This is a genomic window from Streptomyces sp. TRD_SC_5 (assembly GCF_056836825.1).
Window position 1 is genome coordinate 2065105 of sequence record NZ_JBWZZS010000001.1, and the last position, 24259, is coordinate 2089363.

Annotated in this window: 18 protein-coding genes; 14 read left to right on the forward strand and 4 right to left on the reverse strand. The window is 69.4% G+C overall.

Annotation, left to right across the window (positions count from 1 at the left end):
* Positions 1-67: 67 nt before the first annotated feature.
* From lanKC to AC1P0E_RS09510, 3 genes are all read right to left on the reverse strand, one after another.
* A complete protein-coding gene (lanKC, locus tag AC1P0E_RS09500) occupies positions 68-2668 on the reverse strand; it encodes a class III lanthionine synthetase LanKC (protein ID WP_482741725.1) in 2601 nt (866 codons plus the stop codon).
* Positions 2669-2820: 152 nt separating this feature from the next.
* On the reverse strand, positions 2821-3054 hold the full coding sequence (locus AC1P0E_RS09505; protein ID WP_482741726.1) for a ferredoxin: 234 nt from the start codon (positions 3052-3054) through the stop codon (positions 2821-2823).
* On the reverse strand, positions 3054-4514 hold the full coding sequence (locus AC1P0E_RS09510; RefSeq protein ID WP_482741727.1) for an aldehyde dehydrogenase: 1461 nt from the start codon (positions 4512-4514) through the stop codon (positions 3054-3056). Before AC1P0E_RS09510 ends, AC1P0E_RS09505 begins: the two co-directional genes overlap by 1 nt.
* 192 nt (positions 4515-4706) lie before the next feature.
* Here AC1P0E_RS09510 and AC1P0E_RS09515 point away from each other — a divergent pair, with 192 nt between their 5' ends.
* From AC1P0E_RS09515 to AC1P0E_RS09545, 7 genes are all read left to right on the forward strand, one after another.
* Positions 4707-5744 (forward strand): Strvi_7410 family MBL fold metallo-hydrolase, encoded by a 1038-nt coding sequence (locus tag AC1P0E_RS09515; protein ID WP_482741728.1) that lies wholly within the window; start codon positions 4707-4709, stop codon positions 5742-5744.
* A 388-nt stretch (positions 5745-6132) separates the two neighbouring features.
* Complete coding sequence (locus AC1P0E_RS09520; protein ID WP_482741729.1) at positions 6133-7386, forward strand: SCO2321 family membrane protein; 1254 nt, start codon at positions 6133-6135, stop codon at positions 7384-7386.
* Positions 7383-8171 carry an SCO2322 family protein gene (locus AC1P0E_RS09525; RefSeq protein ID WP_482741730.1) on the forward strand — a complete coding sequence of 263 codons (789 nt, stop codon included), beginning with the start codon at positions 7383-7385 and terminating at the stop codon, positions 8169-8171. Before AC1P0E_RS09520 ends, AC1P0E_RS09525 begins: the two co-directional genes overlap by 4 nt.
* Positions 8168-9355: an energy-coupling factor transporter transmembrane component T gene (locus AC1P0E_RS09530; RefSeq protein WP_482741731.1), complete on the forward strand. Its 1188-nt coding sequence runs from the start codon at positions 8168-8170 to the stop codon at positions 9353-9355. Before AC1P0E_RS09525 ends, AC1P0E_RS09530 begins: the two co-directional genes overlap by 4 nt.
* Complete coding sequence (locus AC1P0E_RS09535) at positions 9352-11364, forward strand: ABC transporter ATP-binding protein (protein ID WP_482741732.1); 2013 nt, start codon at positions 9352-9354, stop codon at positions 11362-11364. The genes AC1P0E_RS09530 and AC1P0E_RS09535 overlap by 4 nt, the downstream gene beginning before the upstream one ends.
* A complete protein-coding gene (locus tag AC1P0E_RS09540; RefSeq protein ID WP_482741733.1) occupies positions 11361-12218 on the forward strand; it encodes an ECF transporter S component in 858 nt (285 codons plus the stop codon). The genes AC1P0E_RS09535 and AC1P0E_RS09540 overlap by 4 nt, the downstream gene beginning before the upstream one ends.
* Before the next feature lie 275 nt (positions 12219-12493).
* On the forward strand, positions 12494-12901 hold the full coding sequence (locus AC1P0E_RS09545) for an aggregation-promoting factor C-terminal-like domain-containing protein (protein WP_482741734.1): 408 nt from the start codon (positions 12494-12496) through the stop codon (positions 12899-12901).
* Positions 12902-13070: 169 nt separating this feature from the next.
* On the opposite strand, the gene AC1P0E_RS09550 is transcribed toward AC1P0E_RS09545, so the two are convergent.
* Positions 13071-14240 carry a steroid 3-ketoacyl-CoA thiolase gene (locus AC1P0E_RS09550; protein ID WP_482741735.1) on the reverse strand — a complete coding sequence of 390 codons (1170 nt, stop codon included), beginning with the start codon at positions 14238-14240 and terminating at the stop codon, positions 13071-13073.
* Positions 14241-14476: 236 nt separating this feature from the next.
* On the opposite strand from AC1P0E_RS09550, the gene AC1P0E_RS09555 reads away from it, so the two are divergent.
* The 7 genes from AC1P0E_RS09555 to AC1P0E_RS09585 all read left to right on the forward strand — a co-directional run bounded on the left by AC1P0E_RS09555 (position 14477) and on the right by AC1P0E_RS09585 (position 24227).
* A complete protein-coding gene (locus AC1P0E_RS09555; protein ID WP_482745703.1) occupies positions 14477-15721 on the forward strand; it encodes a cytochrome P450 in 1245 nt (414 codons plus the stop codon).
* Between the two features lie 364 nt (positions 15722-16085).
* Positions 16086-16517 (forward strand): SseB family protein, encoded by a 432-nt coding sequence (locus tag AC1P0E_RS09560; RefSeq protein WP_482741736.1) that lies wholly within the window; start codon positions 16086-16088, stop codon positions 16515-16517.
* 2 nt (positions 16518-16519) lie between these two features.
* Positions 16520-17065 (forward strand): hypothetical protein, encoded by a 546-nt coding sequence (locus AC1P0E_RS09565; protein ID WP_482741737.1) that lies wholly within the window; start codon positions 16520-16522, stop codon positions 17063-17065.
* Positions 17065-21714: a putative T7SS-secreted protein gene (locus AC1P0E_RS09570; RefSeq protein ID WP_482741738.1), complete on the forward strand. Its 4650-nt coding sequence runs from the start codon at positions 17065-17067 to the stop codon at positions 21712-21714. Before AC1P0E_RS09565 ends, AC1P0E_RS09570 begins: the two co-directional genes overlap by 1 nt.
* Positions 21704-22201 (forward strand): Imm50 family immunity protein, encoded by a 498-nt coding sequence (locus AC1P0E_RS09575; protein WP_482741739.1) that lies wholly within the window; start codon positions 21704-21706, stop codon positions 22199-22201. Before AC1P0E_RS09570 ends, AC1P0E_RS09575 begins: the two co-directional genes overlap by 11 nt.
* The gene (locus AC1P0E_RS09580; protein ID WP_482741740.1) at positions 22191-22598 is read left to right on the forward strand and encodes an Imm50 family immunity protein; all 408 of its coding nucleotides are present in this window, start codon (positions 22191-22193) and stop codon (positions 22596-22598) included. Before AC1P0E_RS09575 ends, AC1P0E_RS09580 begins: the two co-directional genes overlap by 11 nt.
* Before the next feature lie 405 nt (positions 22599-23003).
* The gene (locus tag AC1P0E_RS09585) at positions 23004-24227 is read left to right on the forward strand and encodes a cytochrome P450 (RefSeq protein WP_482741741.1); all 1224 of its coding nucleotides are present in this window, start codon (positions 23004-23006) and stop codon (positions 24225-24227) included.
* The last annotated feature ends 32 nt before the right edge of the window (positions 24228-24259 follow it).

Below are 24259 nucleotides of genomic sequence, written 5' to 3' on the forward strand. Positions count from 1 at the left end.
GTTGTCCGTTCCCGTGGGGACGGGGTTCTTTTGTGCGGTACGGCTCCAGGCCGGAGCCGGACCGGTTCTAGGGCCGCCGGAGCGGCGGGAGGAAGGGCAGGTGCGCGCCGGTGCCGCGCGCCGCTGCCAGCGCGAGGAGCACGCCGGCGCCGCCTGTACCCAGGTCCATGGAGAGGCGCATCATCTGGTCGCCGGGGAAGGCCAGGTGCCCTTCGTACGGCAGGGCGTACCAGCCGAGCCCTTCGAGCTGCGCGGCGAGGTCGTCGGGCCGCGCCTCGCGGGCGGTGGTCCTGGCCAGGTACAGGGCCATGCCCGCACGCCCGTTGAACAGCCCCGGCTGGGCGTAGTAGCGCGACCGGGCGGCCCTTACGATGCCGGCCCGCGCCGCCTCGAACTCCTCGTCCTCGCGGTGCGCGAGGAAGTCGTCGAGCACCATGCCGATGCCGACGGACCCGGCGCCGAGGTACGGCATGGTGCGCGTCCCCTCGTCGACGAGCAGGGTGCCGGTGCTGTTGCTGACACAGCGCGCGAGGTCGGCGCGCAGGGCGTCGGCGGCCAGATCCAGGAGCTGTGGCGCTCCCGTGTCCTCGTACAGCCGCAGGAAGAGCAGCGCGGGGCCGGTGGCGCCGTGCAGCAGTCCGACGCGCTTGCCGGTGCCGCTACCGGCACCGGGCTGCTGCTGGTCGGCGAGGAGCTGCGCGGCTTCGAGGGCCCGTTGCCGCAGGAACGTTTCGCCCGTGGTGCGGGACAGCTCCGCGAGTACGAGCCCGATGCCGGCAAGTCCGCCGTACAGCCCGGGAACGAGCCGCTGCCACTTCTCGTCCAGCACCCGCTGGACCAGCTCCAGGGCGCGTTCGCGGTGGCCGAGTCCGTCGAGGACGTGGGCGACGCCCGTCAGTCCGTCGTAGAGACCGAGCGGGGTGCCGAGCGGCGGCGGGGCGGTCTGCCGCAGCAGCCACTCCTCACCCTCCTCGTACCGCCCGGCGCCGGTCTGGCCGAGCGCGTGCAGGACTCCGGCGACGCCGTGCGCGATGCCGAGACCGCCGCCGTCCGCGAACTGGGCGATGTCGCCGGGGAAGATCCTGTCGTCGCGTTCGGGCGTGGCGGAGGCCAGGATGCCCGCGGCGATCGAGTCACGGCCGCCCGGCCAGTCGGCCGGCTCGACGGGCACGTACGGGGTGCCACCGGCCGTGTCGCGTGCGGCGTCCGTCCCGCAGATCACCGCCACCGCCTCGTCGAAGAACTCCTGCGGTACGTCCGGGAACTGACGCGCCGCGACCTCCGCCAGATGGCGTGCCTTGTCGCGGTCGACAACGAGCAGCGTGGTCATCGGCAGGAACAGCGCAAGCCGCAGACAGGCCAGGGCGTAGAGGTCCACGTCGAATCCGGTGCGCTCGCGGGGCGCGATGAAGCCGGGATGCGCGATGGCCTGGCGGTGGTTCTCCTCGACGCGCGCGGCGGCCTCGAAGTCCAGGAGGCGTACGGACTCCTCGTCCGGCCCGACCATGATGTTGAACATGTGCAGGTCGTTGAAGACGACGCCCCGGCTGTGCACGGCCGCGACCGCCTCCTCGACGGCGCGGTGGATGCGCAGCGCCCAGCGCGAGTAGTCGGCGACGGCGGCCGGGTCCGGCTCGGGTTCGAGCAGCGGATGGCGCTGCGCGAAGAAGGAGTTGAGCGTACGACCGGGCAAATGCTCCATCACCAGGAAGCGGTGGTCACCGAGCAGGAACCAGTCGCGGGCCTCGGGAGCGACTCCGAGCCCGGACAGCCGTTCCAGCGCGGCCCGCTCCCGCTCCAGGCGGGTGACGGCGTCGGCCCGGTCGGCGGCGAGTCCGGCATGCGGCCGCGCCTCCTTGAGGACCACCTTCTCGCCGCTGCGCAGGTCCTCGCCGAGGTAGACCCCGCCGCCGTTGGAGAAGTGCAGGGCGCTCTCGATGCGGTACGGAAGGTCGTTGGTGGTGGTGGCGTTACGGGCCGCGAGGTGCGGTTCGAGGAACGCGGGGAGCTCCACCCAGTCCGGCACGTGGAACGCCGGCTCCCGGAGGTCCGGGACGAGAGTTCCTTCGGGGTTCTCGATCGCCGGGACGAGGGTGCCCGTGGCGTCGACGCAGTAGCGGTGAGCGAAGCCGCCGTAGCGGACGTACAGCGGGCCGTCGCCCCAGCGGAGATCGGTGAGGATGTACGGTCCGGGCTCGCCGTCGAGCAGTTCGCCCAGCTCCCGGAGGACGACCCGGAGTTCCCCCTCGTCGGCGGGGTAGATCGTGACGAACTTGCCGCTGGAGCCGCGCCCCGCGTACTTGGAGTTGCGCAGGTGGAGCGGCTGCGGGCCCGGTACGAACTTGAACGGGACGGCGCGCGGCACGCAGTAGTCCCACACCTTGGCGGCCGTCTTCTCCGCGTTGTCCAGGCAGGCCGAGACGTGGATCTTCCATCCCTGCGACGGCCGCCCGGGGAGCGGCGCGCCCTTGGCGTCGACCGGATTGATGTGCATCCAGTCGCCGGAGACGAACCGGCGCCACCCGTCCGGCAGTTCACGCTGGGCCGCTTCGAAGAGCGACCCCGATGAAGACTGCTCGGACTGGCCGGGCCGGCCTGCGGACAGACGGTCCGGAGTCTCGTAGAACTGTCTGTCGGCGAGGCAGAAGACCTCGTACCGGTTGTCCATGGATCCCCCCTCGGCTGCGGTGACACCGAGATTTCCACGCGGCCTCGGGGAGGAACAGTCACACCTGTCACGTCATGACAATGCGGTACTCATGAGTAAAGAACCGTTCGCACCCGTTCGAGAACGAACCGGCGGCCGGACGGGGCCGCCCCTCACTCCTCGGGCGGGAAAACCACCTCCCCGCTGCCCACCACCGTGATCGCGATCGCCTCGACCGGGCAGCCCTCCGCCGCGGCCAGCACCTTCTCGTTCGCGTCGAGGTCGGGGTCCGCCGGGTGCGACTGGCGGGCAGTGTCCAAGGTGAAGGAGCTGGGTGCGTGGTTCAGGCACATGCCGGAGCCGATGCACACACCCCGGTCGACCTCGACGTGCCAGCGGTCCCCCATCACGCCTCCCCGTGACCGGCGGGAAGGTGGATCATCTTGTGCTCCAGGTACTCGCCGAACCCCTCGGGCCCGAACTCCCTGCCGAGACCGGAGTTCTTGTAGCCGCCGAAGGGCCCGAGCATGTCGATGCTGAAGGTGTTCACGGAGTACGTTCCGGTCCTGACCTGCCGCGCGATGTCGATCCCGTGCTCGACGTCACCGGTCCACACGCTGCCGCTGAGCCCGTACTCGGAGTCGTTGGCGATCCGCACCGCGTCGCGTTCGTCGTCGTACGGCAGCAGGCAGATGACCGGCCCGAAGATCTCCTCGCGGGCGATCCGCATCGAGTTGTCGACCCCGCCGAAGAGCGTCGGCTCGACGTACCAGCCGCGCTCCGTGCCCGCCGGACGCCCGCCGCCGGAGAGAATCTTCGCGCCTTCCTCCTGCCCGATCCTGATGTAGTCGAGCGACCGCTGCTGCTGGCGCCTGGCGACGAGCGGGCCGACCTCGGTGGCCGGGTCGAGCGGGTCGCCGACCTTCAGCGCGCCGGCCGCGGCGGCGAAGGCCTCGGCGAACTCGTCGTAACGACTCCGCGGGGCGAGGATGCGGGTCTGGGCCACGCACGCCTGTCCGTTGAGCATCCAGGCGAAGGGGGCGATCCCCGCGACGGCCGTCTCCAGATCCGCGTCGGGGAGGATCACCGCCGCCGACTTGCCGCCGAGCTCCAGCGTCACGCGGGTGAGGTTGCGCGCGGCGACCTCCATGACGCGCTTGCCCGCCCCGACCGATCCGGTGAACGACACCTTGTCGACGCCCGGATGCCCGACCAGGTACTCGCTGACCTCGCGGTCGGCCGGGATGATCGACAGGACGCCCTCCGGCAGCCCGGCCTCGGTGGCTATCTCGGCCAGGATGTACGCGTCGAGCGGCGTCTCCGGCGACACCTTGAGCACGGCCGTGCACCCCGCCAGCAGCGCGGGCGCGAGCTTGGCCGCCGCCGTGAACTGCGGGACGTTCCACGGCACGACGGCCGCCACCACCCCGACCGGCTCCCGGCGTACGAGAAGCGGACCGAGCACGCCGGTCCGCCGCTCCTCGAACGGGAAGTCGCGCGCGACGGCGATGGTGGCGTCCCACACCATCATCGCGGCCAGCGCCTGCATCATGACGCTCGCGGTGTACGGCGTACCGTTCTCGGAGGTGATGCTGCGGGCGATCTCCTCGTGCCGTACGGCGATCGCGTCCTTGATCCGCGTAACGACGGCGATCCGCTCGTCGAGCGTCGTCCGGGGCCAGGGCCCTTCGTCGAACGCCGTACGCGCCACCGCCACCGCGCGGTCGACGTCGGCCCGGGACGCGTGCGGCACGCGGCCGATGACCTGCTCGGTGTGCGGCGAGACGACCTCGATGAACTCGGTCCCCAGCGGGTCGGTCAACTGCCCGCCTATGTACAGCTTTCGGTGCTCCACAAGCTCGGTCATAACTGCCTGCCTCCTACGGCCCGGCGACGCCCACAGAGCGTCCTGACGGTGCATCAGAACTGATACCAGTTCCAGTCACCGGAGTCCATGGAGGGCGTTCGGGGCGGTCCGGCCCTTTGCAAAGAAGTCGACTTGGGCGACTATTGGAACGAGTTCTAGTCCTGGACGGGAACGACGAGGAATCGGGGATCCATGGCGCAGGTGACCGAGCACGGCGGTGGCGTGTGGTCCATCGAGGTCCCCATCCCGGACAACCCTCTCGGCCACACCCTGGTCCACGTGCTCGACACCGACGACGGCCCGGTCCTGATCGACACCGGCTGGGACGATCCCGCGTCCTGGGACACGCTGGCGGCCGGCCTCGCCGCGCTCGGCACCTCCGTCACCGAGATCCACGGCGTGGTCATCACCCACCACCACCCCGACCACCACGGCCTGTCCGGCCAGGTGCGCGACGCGTCCGGCGCGTGGATCGCCATGCACGCCGCCGACACCGAGGTCGTACGCCGCACCCGAGGCGCGGAGCCCGGCACGTGGCTCGACTACATCACCGCCAAGCTCACCGCCGCCGGCGCCCCCGACGACCACCTCGCCCCGCTCCGCGCCGCCCGCGACTCGGGCCGCATGCGCACCCTGCCCGGCCTCAGGGCGGCCCTGCCGGACCGCGAGATCGTCCCCGGCGACCTGCTCCCCCTCACCGGCCGCCGCCTGCGCGCGATCTGGACGCCCGGCCACACGCCCGGCCACGTCTGCCTCCACCTGGAGGAGACCCACCCGGCGAACCTCCCCGGCAACGGCCGCCTCTTCTCCGGCGACCACCTGCTGCCCGGCATCACGCCGCACATCGGCCTGTACGAGGACCCGGACGACACCACGGTCACCGATCCCCTGGGCGACTACCTCGACTCCCTCGAACGCATCGCCCGGCTCGCCCCGGCCGAGGTCCTGCCGGCCCACCAGCACGCGTTCACGGACGCCCCCGCCCGCGTGCGGGAACTCCTCGACCACCACGAGGCCCGCCTCACCGGCCTCCGCACCCTCCTCGCCACTCCCCTCACCGCCTGGCAGCTCGCCGAGCACATGGAGTGGAACCGGCCCTGGGAGCAGATCCCGTACGGCTCCAGGAACATCGCGGTCTCGGAGGCGGAGGCCCACCTGCGCCGCCTGGTGAAACTCGGCCACGCGGAGGCGGTCCCGGGCGGCGACCCGGTGACGTACGTCGCTGTCTGAAGGACGGCGGCGGTCGCGGGGCGGGACACCCCCGTAGGCGTACGAACGCGTCGCGCCGGACCGCACCCGGCGGCCGGGCGCCGCTGCCGCTGCCACGTCCCGCCCGCCCCGGGCCCGCCTGGTACGGGCCGGTAGAGTGTGCGAGTCGTCATCATGCCGTTCTGGGAGAAGCCGGTGCGAATCCGGCACTGCCCCTTCCCCAAGTTCTCGGCTGCGCTCGAGCAGGGGAGACCCCATTCGTGAACCGCCCTCTGCGGGCGGTGAGTCGGAACGCCCGGTCCGGCATGACTACTGGCTCGGCACCGTCGAGGTATACGGAGCCGGAGCCTGGTGCGTGGTTTTCGCGTGCCCGGGCCCGGCTCCTCAGCAGGAGAGGCCCCCGCCCGTCATGACCCTTCGCCGCAGCGCAGCCACCGTGCTCGCAGCTTCCGCCGTACTCTGCGCGACCGCGGCCTCGGCCACGACCGCCGTCGCCGCGCCCTCCCCCACGCCGGTGGTTCCCTCGGGGCTCTACGGCGAGAAGGACCCGACGTACGACGGTGTCTGGCGGCAGTCGCTGGCCCTCCTCGCCCAGGACACGGTGGGCGTCAAGCCCGCCGCGAAGGCCGTGAACTGGCTCGTCGGGCAGCAGTGCGACAGCGGCGGCTTCCCGTCCTTCCGCGCCGACGCCGCCGAGCCGTGCACGTCGAAGACCACGATGGACAGCAACGCCACCGCCGCCGCCGTGCAGACGCTGAGCGCGCTCGGCGGGCAGGACGCCGCGGTGAAGAAGGGCGTGGGCTGGCTGAAGTCCGCGCAGAACCAGGACGGCGGCTGGGGCTACAACCCGGGCGGCCCGAGCGACTCCAACTCCACGTCGATCGTGATCGGCGCGCTGGCCGCCGCCGGTGAGAAGCCCGGTGAGGTGAAGTCGCAGGAGGGCAGGTCGCCGTTCGACGCGCTCGTCACCTTCTCGGTCCCGTGCGACGCGAAGACCGGCGGCGGCGCGTTCGCGTACCAGCCGGACAAGGCCGGAAAGCTCGCGCCGAACGCCGACGCGACGGCGGCGGGTGTACTGGGCGGTCTCGGCCAGGGGCTGGACGCCAAGGGCCAGAAGGGCGGCGGGACTGCGGCAGAGTGTGACAAGCCGGGCAAGCTGACGCCCGCGCAGGCCGCCGAGAACGGCGCCGCGTACCTCGACGGCGTACTCGCCAGGACGGGGCACCTCGACACGCCTCCCATGGCCGGTGCCGAGGACACGAAGCCGCAGCCCGACTTCGGCAACACCGCGGACGCCGTTGTCGCGCTGTCCGCGCAGGGTGGCGCCGAGCAGGCGCGGAAGCCGCTGGAGTGGCTGGAGAAGAACTCCGCGGCCTGGGCGAAGGAGTACGGCCCCGCCGCCTACGCCCAGCTGATCTTCGCCGCGAACGCGACCGGCACCGACCCGAAGAGCTTCGGCGGCGCCGACCTGGTGAAGGCGCTCAACGCGACGGGTCCCGCGCCGGAGGCCGCCGAGAAGGCCGCCGACGAGAAGAAGGACAACGAGAAGAACGACGACGGCGGCGGTTTCGGCACCTGGTGGGTCGTGGGTGTCTTCTTCGTCGCGAGCGTCGGCGCCGGCATCCTGTTCAGCGGCCGCAAGAAGAAGAACCAGCAGCTGTGACGGTCGCGGTGGCGCGTTCGCGCCTGACGGCTCCGCTGCTCACGCTCGGCGCCGCGTTCGCGGTGCTGGGCGTGACGGCGGCCGGGCCCGCGCAGGCGGCCGTCGCGTCGGCGACGATTGAACGGGTGGCGTCCGCACAGGCGGCGTACCCGCAAGCCACGGCCGCCCAGCAAGTGGCGGCCTCGGGCGGTTACCGTTACTGGTCGTTCTGGGAGAGCGACGGCGCTGAGTGGACCTACGCCACCCAGGGGCCCGCCACCGCCCGCCCCTACGACGGTGACGTCATCGGCTTCCGCTTCTCGGTGAGCGAGGACTCGCAGGACTCCGCGAAGCCGCGCCACGCGGCCGACTCCTTCGACGCCGTCTGCGAGAGGACGCCCGCGAAGGAGGGCGACAAGCGGATCGCGGTCGTCATCGACCCCGGTACGCCGGCCGACGCCCCGGCGGGCGATCAGCCGCCCGCGTCGCGCACCGCGTGCGCCAGGACCGGTACGGACGCCACCGCTGCTGAGGCGCTCGCCTCCGTGGCGAAGCCGCTGCGCTACGACAGCTCGGCGATGCTCTGCGCGATCTCCGGCTACCCGAAGACGGGCTGCGGGGAGCAGGTGTCCGGCCGCGAGGACCCACCTCGCTCCGCCGCGTCCTCGACCGCCGCCGGCACCGGTACCACCGAAGACGGCGACGACGACGGCAGTGGTCCGTCCGCCGGACTGCTCGTCGGCCTCGCCGCCGTGTTCGTACTCGGGGCCGCAGGCGTGTGGCAGGCGCGCCGCCGCCGCGGATGACACTCACCAGGCCGGCCTCCTCCATGACCCTGCGTGCGCCTCAAGCCGGCCGCAGCAACGCCCTGCACGCCGGGGCCTGGTGGCTGTGGGCACTCGGCCTGGCCGTCGCCGCGTCGCGGACCACCAATCCGCTGTTGCTCGGGATGCTGGTGGGGGTGGCCGGGTACGTGGTGGCGGCGCGGAGGACGGATGCGCCGTGGGCGCGTTCGTACGGGGCGTTCGTCAAGCTCGGGCTCCTCGTCATCGGCATCCGCCTCGTCTTCTCGACGCTCTTCGGCTCACCGATCCCGGGCAGCCACACCCTGCTCACGCTCCCCGAACTCCCGCTGCCCGACTGGGCGCAGGGCGTGCGGATCGGTGGGCGTGTGACGGCCGAACAGCTGGTCTTCGCCCTGTACGACGGCGCGAAGCTGGCCACGCTCCTCATCTGCGTGGGCGCCGCGAACGCGCTCGCCAATCCGGCCCGGCTGCTCAAGTCGCTGCCGGGCGCGCTGTACGAGGCCGGGGTCGCCGTCGTCGTGGCGATGACGTTCGCGCCGAACATGGTGGCCGACGTGGTGCGGTTGCGCACCGCGCGCCGCCTGCGCGGCCGGCCGACGGGTGGCGTGGGAGCGGTGCTCCAGATCGGGCTGCCGGTGCTGGAGGGCGCGCTGGAGCGGTCGGTGGCGGTGGCCGCGTCGATGGACGCGCGCGGCTATGGCCGCACCGCCCAGGTCCCGCCCGCCGTCCGCCACACGACGACCGCGCTGACTCTGGGCGGGCTGCTCGGGGTGTGCGCGGGATCGTACGGGCTGCTGGCCGCCGAGGGCGCGGCGTACGGTCTGCCGGTCATGGCCGGGGGGCTCGTCGCCGCGCTGGCGGGGCTGCGCCTCGGTGGCCGGCGCAGCGTCCGTACCCGCTACCGGCCCGACGAGTGGGGCGTACGGGCGTGGCTGGTGGCCGGGTCGGGCGCTGCGGTGGCGGCGCTGATGATCTGGGCGGCCTCGTACGATCCGGTGGCCCTGCGCCCCGGGGTCGTCCCGCTGGTCGCCCCGCAATTCCCGCTGTGGCCGGCGGCGTCGGTGCTGATCGGCCTGCTGCCGGCGTTCGTGGCTCCAGTGCCCCCCGCATCCCCCGTGCCTCCCGTATCTCCCGTATCTCCCGTATCTCCCGTATCTCCCGTAGTGAAAGCGACTCCGCAGTGATCCGGTTCGAGAATGTGTCGGTCCGCTACGACGACGCCGCATCGCCGGTGATCCGGGGCGTGGATCTCACCGTGCCGGAAGGTGAGCTGGTGCTGCTGATCGGCCCTTCGGGAGTCGGCAAGTCGACGCTGCTGGGTGCGGTCTCCGGCCTCGTCCCCCACTTCACGGGTGGCACCCTGCGCGGCCGGGTGACGGTCGACGGCCGCGACACCTGGACCCACAAACCGCGCGAACTCGCCGATCTGGTCGGGACGGTGGGCCAGGACCCACTCGCCCACTTCGTCACCGACACGGTCGAGGACGAGCTGGCGTACGGCATGGAATCGCTCGGCGTCGCGCCGGACGTGATGCGGCGGCGGGTCGAGGAGACGCTCGACCTGCTCGGCCTCGCCGAACTGCGCGACCGCCCCATCGCCACGCTCTCCGGCGGCCAGCAGCAGCGCGTGGCGATCGGCTCGGTGCTCACGCCGCACCCGAAGGTGCTGGTCCTGGACGAGCCGACGTCGGCGCTGGACCCGGCGGCGGCGGAGGAGGTGCTCGCGGTGCTGCAACGCCTGGTCCACGACCTGGGTACGACCGTGCTGCTGGCCGAGCACCGCCTGGAGCGGGTGGTGCAGTACGCGGACCAGGTGATTCTGCTGCCGGGCGCGGGGGAGGCGCCGCGCATGGGCGCGCCCGCGGACATCATGGCGGCGTCGCCGGTGCACCCGCCGGTGGTGGCGCTGGGCCGCCTTGCGGGTTGGGACCCGCTCCCCCTCTCGGTACGGGACGCACGCCGCCGGGCGACGACCCTGCGGGCAAACCTGGCCGCCGCGCAGCCGAACCGTTCCCTTCCCCGCAACTGGGGCTCCGCCCCAGACCCCGCTCCTCAAACGCCGGAGGGGCTGGATATGGCGGGGCGGGGCGGGATCGCCGCGCGCGCGGAAGGGCTGCCGCACGCGGAAGATCACCCCACACACGAAAACCCACCCGGTCCGGCGCACGAGGGCACACCCGAAGGCCGCCCCGACGCCCCGGCTCAACCCAGCGACCCCGCTGCCCCACACCCCCCAGCCCGTCCGGCCTTTGAGGACCGGGGGTCCGGGGGCGGAGCCCACCCACGCGGCGGAGCCGCGAATGTCACAGCCGGGAAGGGGCGGGTAGGGGAAAAGTTCGCCCGCCTGATGCGCCGCCGCCGCACCGAACCGACCTCCGCCGAAGCCGGCGCCACCCCCACCGGCACCCGCGCCCCCACCCCCCGCACAGCCGCCGTAGCCACCGTCACCAACCTCGGCGTACGCCGCGCCCGCGTCGAAGCCCTCCGCCGCGTCGACCTGCACGTCTCCCGCGGCGAAACCATCGCCCTCATGGGGCGAAACGGCGCCGGCAAGTCCACCCTCCTCTCCGCCCTCGTCGGCATGATCGAGCCCACCTCCGGCACCGTCACCGTCGGCGGCCGCACCCCCCACCACACCCGCCCCCGCGACATGGTCCGCGAGGTCGGCCTGGTCCCGCAGGAGCCGCGCGATCTGCTGTACGCCGACACCGTCGCCGCCGAGTGCGCGGCGGCCGACAGCGACGCGGGCGCCGAACCGGGCACCTGCCGGGCCCTGGTCGCCGAGCTCCTCCCCGGTATCCAGGACGACACCCACCCGCGCGACCTCTCCGAGGGCCAGCGCCTCGCCCTGGCCCTCGCCCTCGTACTCACCGGGCGTCCCCCGCTCCTCCTCCTCGACGAGCCGACCCGCGGCCTCGACTACGCCGCGAAGTCCCGCCTGGTCGGCCTGTTGCGTGACCTGGCCGCCCAAGGGCACGCGATCGTACTGGCCACCCACGACGTGGAGCTCGCCGCCGAACTCGCCCACCGCGTCGTGATCCTCGCCGACGGCGAGATCGTCGCGGACGGCCCGACGGCCGAGGTCGTCGTCTCCTCCCCCGCCTTCGCCCCGCAGGTCGCGAAGATCCTCGCCCCGCAGAAATGGCTGACCGTCGCGCAGGTGCGCGACGCGCTGGGCGGGCCCACGGCATGACCGGGCCCCGCAAGGCAGCCCGCGAGCCGGCCCGCAAGCCGCCCCGCCCCGTACGCCTCGGCCCCCGCTCCGTCGCCGCACTCCTGCTCATCAGCGCGATCGGGGTGATCGCCTTCGGCTGGCCACTGCTCGCCGACCCCGCCTCGGGTCTCGCCCGTAACCACTCCCAGGACGCCCCCTGGCTCCTCGCCGTCCTCCTCCCCCTCCTCATCGCCGTCGTCGTGGCGACGATCGCCGACTCCGGGCTCGACGCGAAAGCCGTCGCGATGCTGGGCGTACTGGCCGCCGTCGGAGCGGTGCTGCGGCCACTGGGGGCGGGGACGGCCGGTCTGGAGCCGATGTTCTTCCTGATGGTGCTGAGCGGACGCGTCCTGGGCCCAGGGTTCGGTTTCGTACTCGGCTCGGTGACGATGTTCGCGTCCGCGCTGCTCACGGGTGGTGTCGGGCCGTGGATGCCGTTCCAGATGCTGTCCCTGGGCTGGTTCACGATGGGCGCGGGCCTGCTGCCGGGCGCGGAGCGCCTGCGCGGCCGGGCGGAGCTGGCGATGCTGGCGGCTTACGGCTGCGCCGCCGCCTTCCTCTACGGCGCCGTCATGAACCTGCAGGGCTGGCCGTACATCGGCGGCGACCAGTCGACCGGCCTCTCCTTCCAGCCCGGCGAGCCGGTGCACGAGAACCTGGCCCGCTACCTCGCGTACTGCCTCGCCACCTCCCTCGGCTGGGACCTGGGCCGGGCCACGCTCACCGTCGTACTGACCCTCACGACCGGCGCGGCCCTCCTGAAGGCGTTGCGCCGGGCCACGCGCCGCGCGGCCTTCGAGGCCCAGGTCACATTCAAGGGCCCGCGAAGCTGACTTGGCGGTGAGAGGGCCCACAGGACCTTGGTCCTCGACTAGCCCGCGTAGTAGATCCCCCGACCCGCCCCGGGGCCCTCCCGCGACGCCCTGACGTGCACAGATCTCCCCTACATCACCTCGGGCCGATATGCCCGATTTACCCGCTCTGCTAGTAAGAGGGGTGATTGCGGCGAGGCTGTGGGCCTGCTTCATTGGAGCAGTCGCCGGGCGCAGCAAGCCTGCCGCCACCGGCCCGCCCGCGACGTCCCCCGTTCCCGACGTTAGGTCTCCACGTGTCGTTCTCGATCATCAACCGCCTCATTGCCCGCCCCAAGTCCGTCGCCGCCGGCGCTGCCGTGCTCGTCGGATCGGTGGGCGTGGTCATGGGTGGCGGCGTCTCCGAGGCCGCTGCCGCGAGCCCGCAGACCGTCGCCAAGCAGATGATCCCGGATGCCGCCCAGTACCAGTGCTTCGACAAGATCGTCGAGCACGAGAGTGGCTGGAACCCGCAGGCCAGCAACGCCTCGTCCGGCGCGTACGGCCTGGTCCAGGCCCTGCCCGCCGCCAAGATGTCCTCCGCGGGCGCGGACTGGAAGACGAACCCGGCCACCCAGATCGAGTGGGGCCTCGACTACATGAACGACCGTTACGGCAGCCCGTGCGACGCCTGGAGCTTCTGGGAGTCCAACGGCTGGTACTGACCGGCCCGCTCGACACCGGCCGTCACCCCGCCGAAGGCCCCGCTGTCGTCGACCACTCCCTGGTCGACGACCGGGGCCTTCACCCCGTTCGGGGCCGGATAGCGGCGCCCCGCGCCCCCTCCTCCTCGTCGTCGTCGGTACGTGGTCCGCCGGGGCCACACTCCCTGCGCTACAGCCGCTGGATGATCGTCCCGGTGGCGAGCGCGCCGCCCGCGCACATCGTGATGAGCGCGAACTCCTTGTCGCGGCGCTCCAGTTCGTGCAGGGCCGTGGCGATCAGCCGGGCTCCTGTCGCCCCCACCGGATGACCGAGGGCGATCGCGCCCCCGTTCACGTTCACCTTCTCCAGGTCCTGCTCGAAGACCTGCGCCCAGCTCAGCACCACCGACGCGAAAGCCTCGTTGATCTCGACGACGTCGATGTCCTTGAGCGACATCCCCGCCTTGCCCAGCACCGCCCGCGTCGCATCGATCGGCCCGTCGAGGTGGAAGTGCGGGTCCGACCCCACCAGCGCCTGCGCCACGATTCGCGCGCGCGGCTTCAGCTTGAGCGCGCGCGCCATCCGCTTCGACGCCCACATGATCGCGCTCGCGCCGTCGGATATCTGCGAGGAGTTCCCGGCCGTGTGCACGGCCGTCGGCATGACGGGCTTCAGCCGGCCCAGCGCCTCCATCGACGTGCCCCGCAGTCCCTCGTCCCGGTCGACGAGCCGCCACATGCCCTGCCCCGCGGCCTGCTCCTCCTCGGTCGTCGGCACCTGCACGGCGAACGTCTCGCGTTTGAAGCGCTCCTCGGCCCAGGCGGTCGCCGCCCGTTCCTGCGACAACAGGCCCAGCGAGTCGACCCGTTCACGCGTCAGCCCGCGCTTACGGGCGATCCGCTCCGCCGCCTCGAACTGATTGGGCAGGTCCACGTTCCACTCGTCCGGCCACGGCTTCCCCGGCCCGTGCTTGGACCCGGACCCCAGCGGCACCCGCGACATGGCCTCGACGCCGCAGCTGATGCCGACGTCGATGACCCCCGCCGCGATCATGTTCGCGACCATGTGACTGGCCTGCTGCGACGAGCCGCACTGACAGTCGACAGTCGTCGCGGCGGTCTCGTACGGCAGGCCCACCGCCAGCCACGCGTTGCGCGCCGGGTTCATGGACTGCTCGCCGGCGTGGGTGACCGTACCGCCGACGATCTGTTCGACGCAGTCGGCGTGGATGGCGGTACGGCCGAGGAGTTCGCGGTACGTCTCGCCCAGCAGATAGGCGGGGTGGAGATTGGCGAGCGCGCCTCCGCGCTTGCCGATGGGGGTGCGTACAGCTTCGACGATGACGGGTTCCGCGGCCATGAGCTCGTCCTCTCCTTACCCGCAGGACGTCCCGGCGGCCCACGGCAGGCTTCGAACTAGTACGCGTTCTAGTTCTCTGAGCAGTCTTATGAGTGCCACCCGGCAGCGCAAGGGTCTTGCACGTCTTGTGCACGTACTCCACACGCAACAGATGGCGCCGCGGGCCTTGCCACTTGTAGAACTCGTTACTACATTCCCGGCAACTTCTGATGGGTCGTCAGACATTGGAGCTGCCGATGCACTGCCCCGCGCTGCCCGAAGGGTTCGACTTCACCGACCCCGACCTGCTCCAAGCCCGCGTACCGCATCCGGAGTTCGCGCAGATGCGGCAGACTGCGCCGGTGTGGTGGTGTGCGCAGCCGCCCGGCATCTCCGGCTTCGACGACTCCGGCTACTGGGCCGTCACCCGGCACGCCGACGTCAAGTACGTCTCGACGCACCCGGAGCTCTTCTCCTCCAACACCAACACCGCCGTCATCCGCTTCAACGAGTCGATCAGCCGCGACCAGATCGAGGTCCAGAAGCTGATCATGCTCAACATGGACCCGCCCGAGCACACCCGGGTGCGCCAGATCGTCCAGCGCGGCTTCACCCCGCGCGCGATCCGCTCCCTCGAAGACGCCCTGCGAGGCCGCGCCCGCTCGATCGTCGAGACGGCGATCGCCAACGCCGCCGACGACGACACCTTCGACTTCGTCACCAACATCGCCGTCGAACTCCCCCTCCAGGCCATCGCCGAACTCATCGGCGTACCGCAGGAGGACCGGACCAAGATCTTCGACTGGTCGAACAAGATGGCGGCGTACGACGATCCCGAGTACGCCATCACCGAGGAGGTCGGCACCGAGGCGGCCATGGAGATCGTCTCGTACTCGATGAACCTCGCCGCCGCCCGCAAGGAGTGTCCGGCCAAGGACATCGTGTCCCAGCTCGTCGCGGCGGAGGGCGAAGGGAACCTGGCATCGGACGAGTTCGGCTTCTTCGTCATTCTGCTGGCGGTGGCCGGCAACGAGACGACACGCAACGCGATCAGCCACGGCATGCACGCGTTCCTGACGCACCCGGAGCAGTGGGAGCTCTACAAGCGGGAGCGCCCGGCCACCGCCGCCGAGGAGATCGTGCGCTGGGCGACGCCGGTGGTGTCCTTCCAGCGGACGGCGACGCAGGACCTCGAGCTCAGCGGCCAGCAGATCAAGAAGGGCGACCGCGTCGGCATCTTCTACTCGTCGGCCAACAACGACCCGGAGGTCTTCGACGCCCCGCAATCCTTCGACATCACCCGCGACCCGAACCCCCACCTCGGATTCGGCGGCGGCGGCCCGCACTTCTGTCTGGGCAAGTCGCTCGCCGTACTGGAGATCAACCTCATCTTCAACGCGATCGCCGACGCCCTCCCCGACCTCAAGCTCGCGGGCGACCCACGCCGACTGCGCTCGGCGTGGCTGAACGGCATCAAGGAACTCCGGGTCACCCGCCGCTGACCCGGCAACCACCCGGACATGGGAGGTGGGGGCCAACCACCTACGCCCCGCCCCCACCTCTCACCGGGCCGGCCGGCTACAGGGCAAGCACCGCACGGGCGAGACTACGAGTATCAGCTCGCTGCGGTACGAATTGTGTTACGACTGCGAAAATCAGCGTGCGGATCGGCTCGCACCTGGGAAGCGCGCGACGACATCCACGCTGCCTCCCTCCAGCTCACTCACTGCATGAACCTCCCCCGCAGATCCCAGCATCCTGAAAGCACCCCTAAGTGGAGCTGCTGTGCCGTTGGCGCTGAGTGGGGCTGCATCCCTGCTTGAAGCATGTTGTTAGCGGACCGTGGATCATGGCAGTGTCGGTGCCATGACAGACATACGGGGGCATGGCCAGAGCGCAAGCCAAAAGGCCGCGCGACGCGAGTTCGCCGCATTGCTGGGGCAATTCCGGCGGACAGCGGTCCTGGTGCCGCTTGTTGGTGAGCCAAGCACAGAGGGGGGCTGGTGGACAGCAGAGTTTGACGGGATCCGGTGGATTTGCGCGTTCACCGATGAGGCGGCGGTGGCCCGGTTCGCGCTCGCACGGAACGAGAGCCATCGGGAATGGACGTATCACCGGGTCTTGGGCGCACGGCTGTTGGATGTGGCCGTGCCCGCGGTGAAAGGGCCATGCGGGGTGGCGGTGGATGTGGCCGACGGGCCCGAACACGCGGTGTTGTTTCCGCCGGTGGCCGGGGTGGTTCCTGACTCGGTGGCCTTGGATCTGGACGTCGCAGCCACGGCGGGAGCGGGGGCGTAGCGATGGGGCAGGAGTATCAGGCCCAAGGCCTGGATGAGATCTCCAGGGGGCTCACCAGAGCCCTGGAGGAGCTGGGTGATGTCGGGGGCATAGGCGATGCGGCGGCCGGGCGCGGCTTCGACGAGCTGGCGCTGTCTGCGCTGGATCTCGGCCATGACGGACTTGCTGCGGGTTTTGAGATGTTTTGCGAGCGTTGGCAGTGGGGTGTGCGCGAGTTGATCAGCGAGGCCAACCAGTTCGCTCAAGGCGTCGGACTGAACGCCGGCTCGTACTACGAGGCCGAGGAATACGGCATGGGTGCGCTCAAGATCGCCGCCAATGCGGTGGGGGGCAATCCGCACGCCTCGGAAGAGGAGGTCACCGCACGAGGCTGGGACCAGTTCGGATGGAACGAGCTGAAGCCGGACTGGAGTGCGGAGTCGAGAGTGGAGGCCGCTAAGGACTCCATGAAGACTGCGGAGGAGATCCGCGATACGGCCTCGGACTCGTGGATGGGCGATGCCTATCGCACCGTGTCCGGCGACGAGAGCGATAGGGCGGGCGGCTGATGAGCGGATTTCTCAACGGGTTGGGTACGGCCTGGGATGCAGCCAAGGAGACCACCGGCAAGGCCATCGATGCCGGTAGTGAGGCGGTCGGGGCGGGCCTGGAATATGTGGGCGCCGATAGCGCGGCGGACTGGGTAGAGGATGCCGGCGACTCCCTCGCCTCGGACCTGGGTGCCCGGATCGGGGAGCGGAACCTGGGCGAGACGGAGCAGCCAGAAGAGCTCGTGCACGGCAACGAGGCGGCGGTCAATGAAGCAGTCGGGCATCTGAAGAGGTTCCGTGTCGCCTTCGAGCGGGTGGGGCATGGAATGAGGAAGCTCGACGCCTCCTACTGGCAGGGGCAGGCGGCTGAGGCCTTCCGGACGAAGTTCGAGACGCATCCGACCAAGTGGCTGCGCGCGGCCGACGCTTGCCAGGACGCGGCAGCGGCTCTGGAAGCCTACGCCGACACCATCACCTGGGCCCAGGGCATAGCCGCGGTGGCGATCGAGCAGTACACCAGAGGTAGGAAGGCTTCCGAGGAGGCTTTCTCCTTGCACAAGGCGTGGGTGGAGGACTACAACGCCAAGCTCGCAGCCGGCGAGGAGCCGGGGGAGCGCCCTGAGTCGTTCGTCGACCCGGGCAAGGACGTCGTTGAGGGCGCCTGGGCGGCGCTGAAGGAGGCGCGGCGGCAGCGCGATGACGCCGCAATGGACGCCGAGGCGAGGGTGAAGGCGGCCGTAGAGCACGCTCCACACGCTCCTCAGGGACTGGACCGGCTCAAGACCGAACTCCTCGACCTCAAGGCCGCCGGTGACGTCCAGGCCCAGCACTTGACGGGCGGGGTGATCAAAGGCGCTGCGGGGCTTGTGAATTCGGTCCGTGCAGTGAACCCCCTAGACAGGTACAACCTGACCCATCCAGCGGAGTACATGAAGGGCATGAGCGCCACCTTGATGGGGCTGACTTCGATGGCTGCGCATCCGGACCAGGCTCTCTCCAGCATGTGGGAGTCGTTCAAGAAAGACCCCACGGAGTTCGTCGGCCGCGCCGTACCTGAGCTGTTCGGCACCAAGGGCGCCGGGCTGGCCAAGGGCGGCCTGCGGGCCGGTTTGAGAGGCGAGCGGGAAGGGCTCGAAGAGGGCGCGGATGCTGCCGCCGGGCGTGCCGCCCGCGACGCGGTGGACGACGACCCCAAGCACGCGGGTCAGTGCACCAAGGAGAAGACATGCGATGGCGACCCCATCGACATGGCCACCGGCCGGATGCTTCTCACCCAGACGGACATCGCGCTGCCCGGCTCCCTTCCACTGTTGTTCTCGCGAACCTTCGAGTCTTCCTTCCGCTCAGGCGGGTGGTTCGGTCCCGCCTGGGCGTCCACCATTGACCAGCGTCTTTTGATCGATGACCAGGGCGTGATCTTCGTACGCGAGGACCGCTCTCTCCTCGCTTATCTCCACCCCGCTCCCGATCTGCCGACCCTTCCGGTCGAGGGACAGCGCTGGCCACTGGAGCTCACCGAGGACGGTTACCGCATCACCGACTCCAAGTCGGGCCAGGTCTGGCGCTTCGCCAACCACACCTCGTCGGTCGCTTTGCTGGATCAGATCGAAGACCGCAATGGAAACTGGATCACCGTCGACTACGATCCGGCCACCGGAGAGCCGATCGCGATCAGCCACTGCGGCGGCTACCGGCTCAACTTCACCACGGAGGGTGGCCGGATCACCGGAATCTACCTCGCTGGCGCCACCGAGGACGGTGCTGACCAACTTCTGAAGAGCTACGGGTACGACAGCTCCGGCCAGCTCATCGAGGTCGCTGACTCAGACGGCCGTGCGATGCGCTTCAGCGTCGACATACTGGGCCGGATCACCTCATGGACCGATAGCAACGGCAGCAGCTACACCTACATTTACGACGAGCAGCACCGCTGCGTCCACCAGTCTGGAGCCGAAGGCCACCTAAGCGCCTCTCTCGCCTACGACGAGATCCACCCCGAAACCGGCCACCGCGTCACGCAGTTCAGCGACTCCCACGGCCACACCACCCGGTACCTGATCAACGACGCCTCGCAGATCGTGGCTCAGATCAGCCCGCTCGGGGCGGTAACGCGCTTCGAGCGCGACCGCCACAACCGACTGTTGTCCGGCACCGACTCGCTCGGCCACACCACAACTTACATCTATGACACGGCGGGACAGCTCGTCACTGTCCGCGGATCAGACGGCCGCAGCACCCACACCGAGTACAACGAGCTCGACCTGCCGACCAAGATCACCGGGTTCGACGGCCGGAGCATCCATCAGACCTACGACGCCCGCGGCAACCGCACCTCCCTCACCTCCTCGATCGGCGCCACCTCGACCTACGCCTACACCGCACAGGGTCACTTGGCGGCTGTGACAACCCCGGACGGCAGCACCTCACAGGTGCGGTGCGACGCGGCCGGCATGCCCATCGAGATCACGGACCCGCAGGGAAACTCCACCCGATACGAACGCGATGTGTTCGGACGTCCCATCACGCTCACCAGCGCGCTGGGGGCAACGACCCACCTGCGCTGGACCGTCGAAGGCAAGCTCCAGTCCCGCATCCACCCCGACGGTCACGCCGAGAGCTGGACTTATGACGGCGAAGGCAACCAGGTCACCCACACCGATGTCCTCGGCCAGGTCACCCGTCTCGAGTACACCCACTTCGACCATGTCGCCGCACGCACCGGTCCCGACGGCGTACGGCACGAGTTCGCCTACGACTCCGAGCTCCGGCTCACACACGTCACCAACCCCCTTGGGGAGACCTGGAGGTATCACTATGATCCAGACGGCCTTCTTGTTTCCGAGGAGGATTTCAACGGGCGCGTGATGCGCTACTCCTACGACACCGCAGGGCGACTGGCGTCACGAACTAACCCGCTCGGACAAACAGTGCGCTTCAAACGCGACACTTTCGGCCGCATCACCGAGAAAAGCGTCGATGGCAAGATCACCACGTACACCTACGACGAGACGGACCGACTCGCCACCGCTATTGGCCCCCATGTAACCCTGGAACTGCACCGCGACCAGCACGGCCGCCTGCTCACGGAGACCGTCAACGGTCGCCGCCTGTCCTTCGGCTACGACACCCTGGGCCGGAGGGTCTCCCGCACCACCCCCACCGGCGCACACAGCGTTTGGACTTATGACCGGTCAGGCAACCGAGCACACCTCACAACCGCCGGACGCGCACTGTCGTTCGCCCACGACGCCGTCGGGCGCGAGACGAACCGCACCTTCGACGGCGGGGTGACGATGGACTTCACATACGACCCGCTAGGCCGCCTCGCCACCCATACGGTCACAGGCCCAAATACCGGAACGATTCAGTCCCGTTCCTATGCCTACCGCGCCGACGGCTACCTCTCCGACATCGACGACCGCCTGCGAGGGACCTCGCACTTCAGCCTCGACTCGATCGGACGCGTCACCTCCGTCCGCGCCCACAACTGGACCGAGACCTACGCCTACGACGCCGCGGGCAACCAGATCGCCGCCACCTGGCCGGATTCCATCGCCCCGGAAGCACAGGGCCGGCGCACCTACACCGGAACACGAGTCCACCACGCCGGCGGTCTCCGGTACGAATACGACGAAGCCGACCGTACCGTCCTGCGTCAGAAGACGCGCCTCTCCCGCAAACCCGACACCTGGCGATACAGCTACAACGCCGAAGACCAGCTCACCTCCGTCACCACGCCCGACGGCACAACCTGGCGCTACCTCTACGACCCCCTCGGCCGACGGACAGCGAAACAACGCCTTGCCGACGACGGCACCATCGTGGAACAGGTCGACTTCACCTGGGACGGCAACATCCTCTGCGAGGAGACCAGGAGCACAACCGGCGTCACCATCACCTGGGACTACGACGGCCGACGCCCCCTGACGCAGTACGAACGCAAGCCGCTCTCCGACAGTGAGATCGATGAGCGCTTCTTCGCCGTCGTCACTGACCTCGTCGGCACGCCCACCGAACTCCTGGACGCACAAGGTCACATCGCCGGCCGCGCCCACGCGACGCTCTGGGGGACCACCGCCTGGAACCGCGGAGCCACCGCCTACACACCACTACGCTTCCCAGGCCAGTACCACGACGCCGAAACCGGCCTCCATTACAACCATCACCGTATTTACGACCCCGCCACCGCCCGGTATCTCACCCCCGACCCTTTGGGCTTGGCGCCGGCCCCCAACCCCGCGTCCTACGTGCACAACCCACACGTCTGGACAGACCCGCTCGGCCTCGCTCCTGGAGACTGCCCTCCTGCCGATTACCCGAAAGCCGGCCGCGACCTGGCACAAGCCAAAACCGACGCGCTCAGGGACGCGGGAATTCCGGAGGGGGCGGCCCCTCTGGACGTAGACAATTACGTACCGGCCACAACGCCGGAATGGCAAGGTAATAAACAGCTCATGACCCGTGACCACCAGCCGGTCTACTACACGGAAGAAATCTACGAACACCCCAACGGTGAGGACCTCATCGTGTTCCAGGACCACTGGTTCGGTCACCAGGAACCCGGAGACCCCGGCTACCAACCCTCACACGTACACGTACGGCCGATGGACGACCCCCGCAATGGGCAGGTTCCAGGATGCGAGGAACACTATTACTATGACCGTTGATATTGCCCCAGCGAACCCCGAACCGCTCAGCCTCCTCTACGGAGAGTTTCCGCGGTTGGATGAGTTCAGACTCCGCTCGGTCAACCTCGACCGGACGGGTCCTTCCCTCACGCTGCGCATCGACCTCCCAGACTTCCCCGCGCACCCCCCCGAGGAGTGGGTGGACAACCGGTGCGACGTAGTGCAGTGCCACATCCAATTTCTGGCAGTCGATCGCCTCACCCTGCGGGAGTGGCACCCGACAACCAGAGCACGGCTCTCCACCGTATTCACGGGCGAACCCCGGACCATCGACGTGTCTGTCAACGGCCCCGGCGTCTCGCTGAACTTTCAAAGCAATCAGTCGGTGGTCGTCAAACACATCAGTGCTTTCAGCATCTCACCCAGCGGGTCGGATGAAGTGCCCCACCGCTTCCTGGGAAAACTTGACACGCGCCGCTTCTCGACTGTGCCCCCCACTTACGAAAAGACTTTCTATGCACGCTGACAGTTGGGTTCAGCTTCTCACCGAACCCGCACTCATCACCGACCTCTTCGACTCTCCCCCTGATCTCAGCCGCTGCGACCTGTTCTACGTTCACATCGATGAACGTGGAGATTCCGCAACACTGGGCTTCAACACGCCACACCTGCCGTCAAATCCCATTCCTGAGTGGCGGGCAAAGGACTTCAACTCATTTGAATTTCACCTGGAATTTGGAGAGATTTCAGAGCTGCGCGTCTCCGGGTGGGCCGCACCAGCAGAGAAAACCGTGCGAATGTTCGGTGGTGAGGATGGGCTCGTGAAATTCTCGGCAAGTGGACCAGGGTCCAGTATTGAATTCCTTGCGCACCACGCCAGGATCGCCCGCATGCGCGTAGGTCTCGTTTCCACAGCGCCCTGACGGCAACCGCCGCCGTCAGCCGCTACTGCGCTCGGAGACTGCGTCTTCGGTGTGGGTGTGCGAGGGGAGGAGGGTTCAGATCTCCGTCGCCCGCGCCTCCAGCTCCGCCACCTCCCTTAACCAGGCCTGGAGTTGGCTACGCAGTACGAGAGTGACGACCGCCCCCCAGCTGATTCTGGGGGAGTTGTCGAGCGGCGATGCGCTCGGGTCGATGACGTTGATATGGACCAAGGCGGGTCCCCCTCGGTCAACTACGCCCCCTTTGCAGCGAGTTGCATGCACGCCCGTCACTGAGAGTGGTCGTGCGGATGCGCTCTTCGCAGGTGGGCCTGGGCTATCCGTACTGGCGAATGATCAATAACGTTGGGTACTCCGCCCGTTACCGATCCAGGGAGCATCCGACCAATGCCCACGGCCCAGCAAGTCCCCGACATACTTTCGCCCGAGTTCGCCCAGGACCCGTATGCCGCCTACAAGGTGATGCGCGCGTCCGCGCCGCTGTTCTGGCACGAGGCTATGCAGAGTTACGTCATCTCCCGGTACGAGGACGTGGAAAGGGCCTTCAAGGACAAGGACTCGGTGTTCACCACCGACAACTACGACTGGCAGATCGAGCCCGTGCACGGGAAGACCATTCTTCAGCTCAGCGGCCGAGAACACGCCGTGCGCCGGGCACTGGTGGCTCCCGCCTTCCGCGGCAAGGATCTTCAGGAGATGTTCCTCCCGGTCATCGAACGCAACGCCCGCGAGCTGATCGACACCTTCCGGGACCGGGGCTCGGTCGATCTCGTCGACGCCTTCGCGACCCGCTTCCCGGTGAACGTCATCGCCGACATGCTCGGTCTCGACAAGGGCGACCACGCCAAGTTCCACCACTGGTACACCACCGTGATCGCCTTCCTCGGCAATCTGGCCGGTGACCCCGAGGTGGCGGCGGCGGGTGAGCGTACCCGCGTCGAGTTCGCCGAGTACATGATTCCGATCATTCAGGAACGGCGGAAGGCGCCGGGCGACGACCTGCTGTCCACGCTGTGCGAGGCCGAGGTCGACGGCGTACGGATGAGTGACGAGGACATCAAGGCGTTCTGCAGCCTGCTGCTCGCCGCGGGCGGCGAGACCACCGACAAGGCGATCGCGGCGCTCTTCGCGAATCTGCTCGCCCACCCCGAGCAGCTCGCCGCCGTACAGAAGGACCGCACGCTCATCGACCGGGCCTTCGCGGAGACGCTGCGCTTCACTCCGCCCGTACACATGATCATGCGTCAGACGGCGACGGACGTGACGCTCAGCGGCGGCACCATCCCGGCCGGGGCCACCGTCACGTGCCTGATCGGGTCCGCCAACCGGGACGAGAGCCGGTACGCCGAACCGGACTCGTTCAACATCTTCCGCGAGGACCTCAACGCGACGAACGCCTTCTCGGCCGCCGCCGACCACCTGGCCTTCGCCCTGGGACGGCACTTCTGCGTCGGCGCGCTGCTGGCGAGGGCCGAGGTGCAGACCGGAGTGAACCAGCTGCTCGACGCGATGCCCGGCCTGCGTCTCGCGGACGGCGCCGAGCTCGCCGAGCAGGGCGTCTTCACCCGGGGGCCGCAGTCGGTGGCGGTGGAGTTCACGCCCGTCGGCTGAGAGCAGCCGGGACTCCGCCCCCGCGCCGGTGA

Bases quoted from the DNA above. Each gene is read 5' to 3' on its own strand.
- lanKC (WP_482741725.1), bottom strand. From the start codon at position 2,668: ATGGACAACCGGTACGAGGTCTTCTGCCTCGCCGACAGACAGTTCTAC.
- AC1P0E_RS09505 (WP_482741726.1), bottom strand. From the start codon at position 3,054: ATGGGGGACCGCTGGCACGTCGAGGTCGACCGGGGTGTGTGCATCGGC.
- AC1P0E_RS09510 (WP_482741727.1), bottom strand. From the start codon at position 4,514: ATGACCGAGCTTGTGGAGCACCGAAAGCTGTACATAGGCGGGCAGTTG.
- AC1P0E_RS09515 (WP_482741728.1), top strand. From the start codon at position 4,707: ATGGCGCAGGTGACCGAGCACGGCGGTGGCGTGTGGTCCATCGAGGTC.
- AC1P0E_RS09520 (WP_482741729.1), top strand. From the start codon at position 6,133: ATGACCCTTCGCCGCAGCGCAGCCACCGTGCTCGCAGCTTCCGCCGTA.
- AC1P0E_RS09530 (WP_482741731.1), top strand. From the start codon at position 8,168: ATGACACTCACCAGGCCGGCCTCCTCCATGACCCTGCGTGCGCCTCAA.
- AC1P0E_RS09540 (WP_482741733.1), top strand. From the start codon at position 11,361: ATGACCGGGCCCCGCAAGGCAGCCCGCGAGCCGGCCCGCAAGCCGCCC.
- AC1P0E_RS09550 (WP_482741735.1), bottom strand. From the start codon at position 14,240: ATGGCCGCGGAACCCGTCATCGTCGAAGCTGTACGCACCCCCATCGGC.
- AC1P0E_RS09555 (WP_482745703.1), top strand. From the start codon at position 14,477: ATGCACTGCCCCGCGCTGCCCGAAGGGTTCGACTTCACCGACCCCGAC.
- AC1P0E_RS09560 (WP_482741736.1), top strand. From the start codon at position 16,086: ATGACAGACATACGGGGGCATGGCCAGAGCGCAAGCCAAAAGGCCGCG.
- AC1P0E_RS09565 (WP_482741737.1), top strand. From the start codon at position 16,520: ATGGGGCAGGAGTATCAGGCCCAAGGCCTGGATGAGATCTCCAGGGGG.
- AC1P0E_RS09570 (WP_482741738.1), top strand. From the start codon at position 17,065: ATGAGCGGATTTCTCAACGGGTTGGGTACGGCCTGGGATGCAGCCAAG.
- AC1P0E_RS09575 (WP_482741739.1), top strand. From the start codon at position 21,704: ATGACCGTTGATATTGCCCCAGCGAACCCCGAACCGCTCAGCCTCCTC.
- AC1P0E_RS09580 (WP_482741740.1), top strand. From the start codon at position 22,191: ATGCACGCTGACAGTTGGGTTCAGCTTCTCACCGAACCCGCACTCATC.
- AC1P0E_RS09585 (WP_482741741.1), top strand. From the start codon at position 23,004: ATGCCCACGGCCCAGCAAGTCCCCGACATACTTTCGCCCGAGTTCGCC.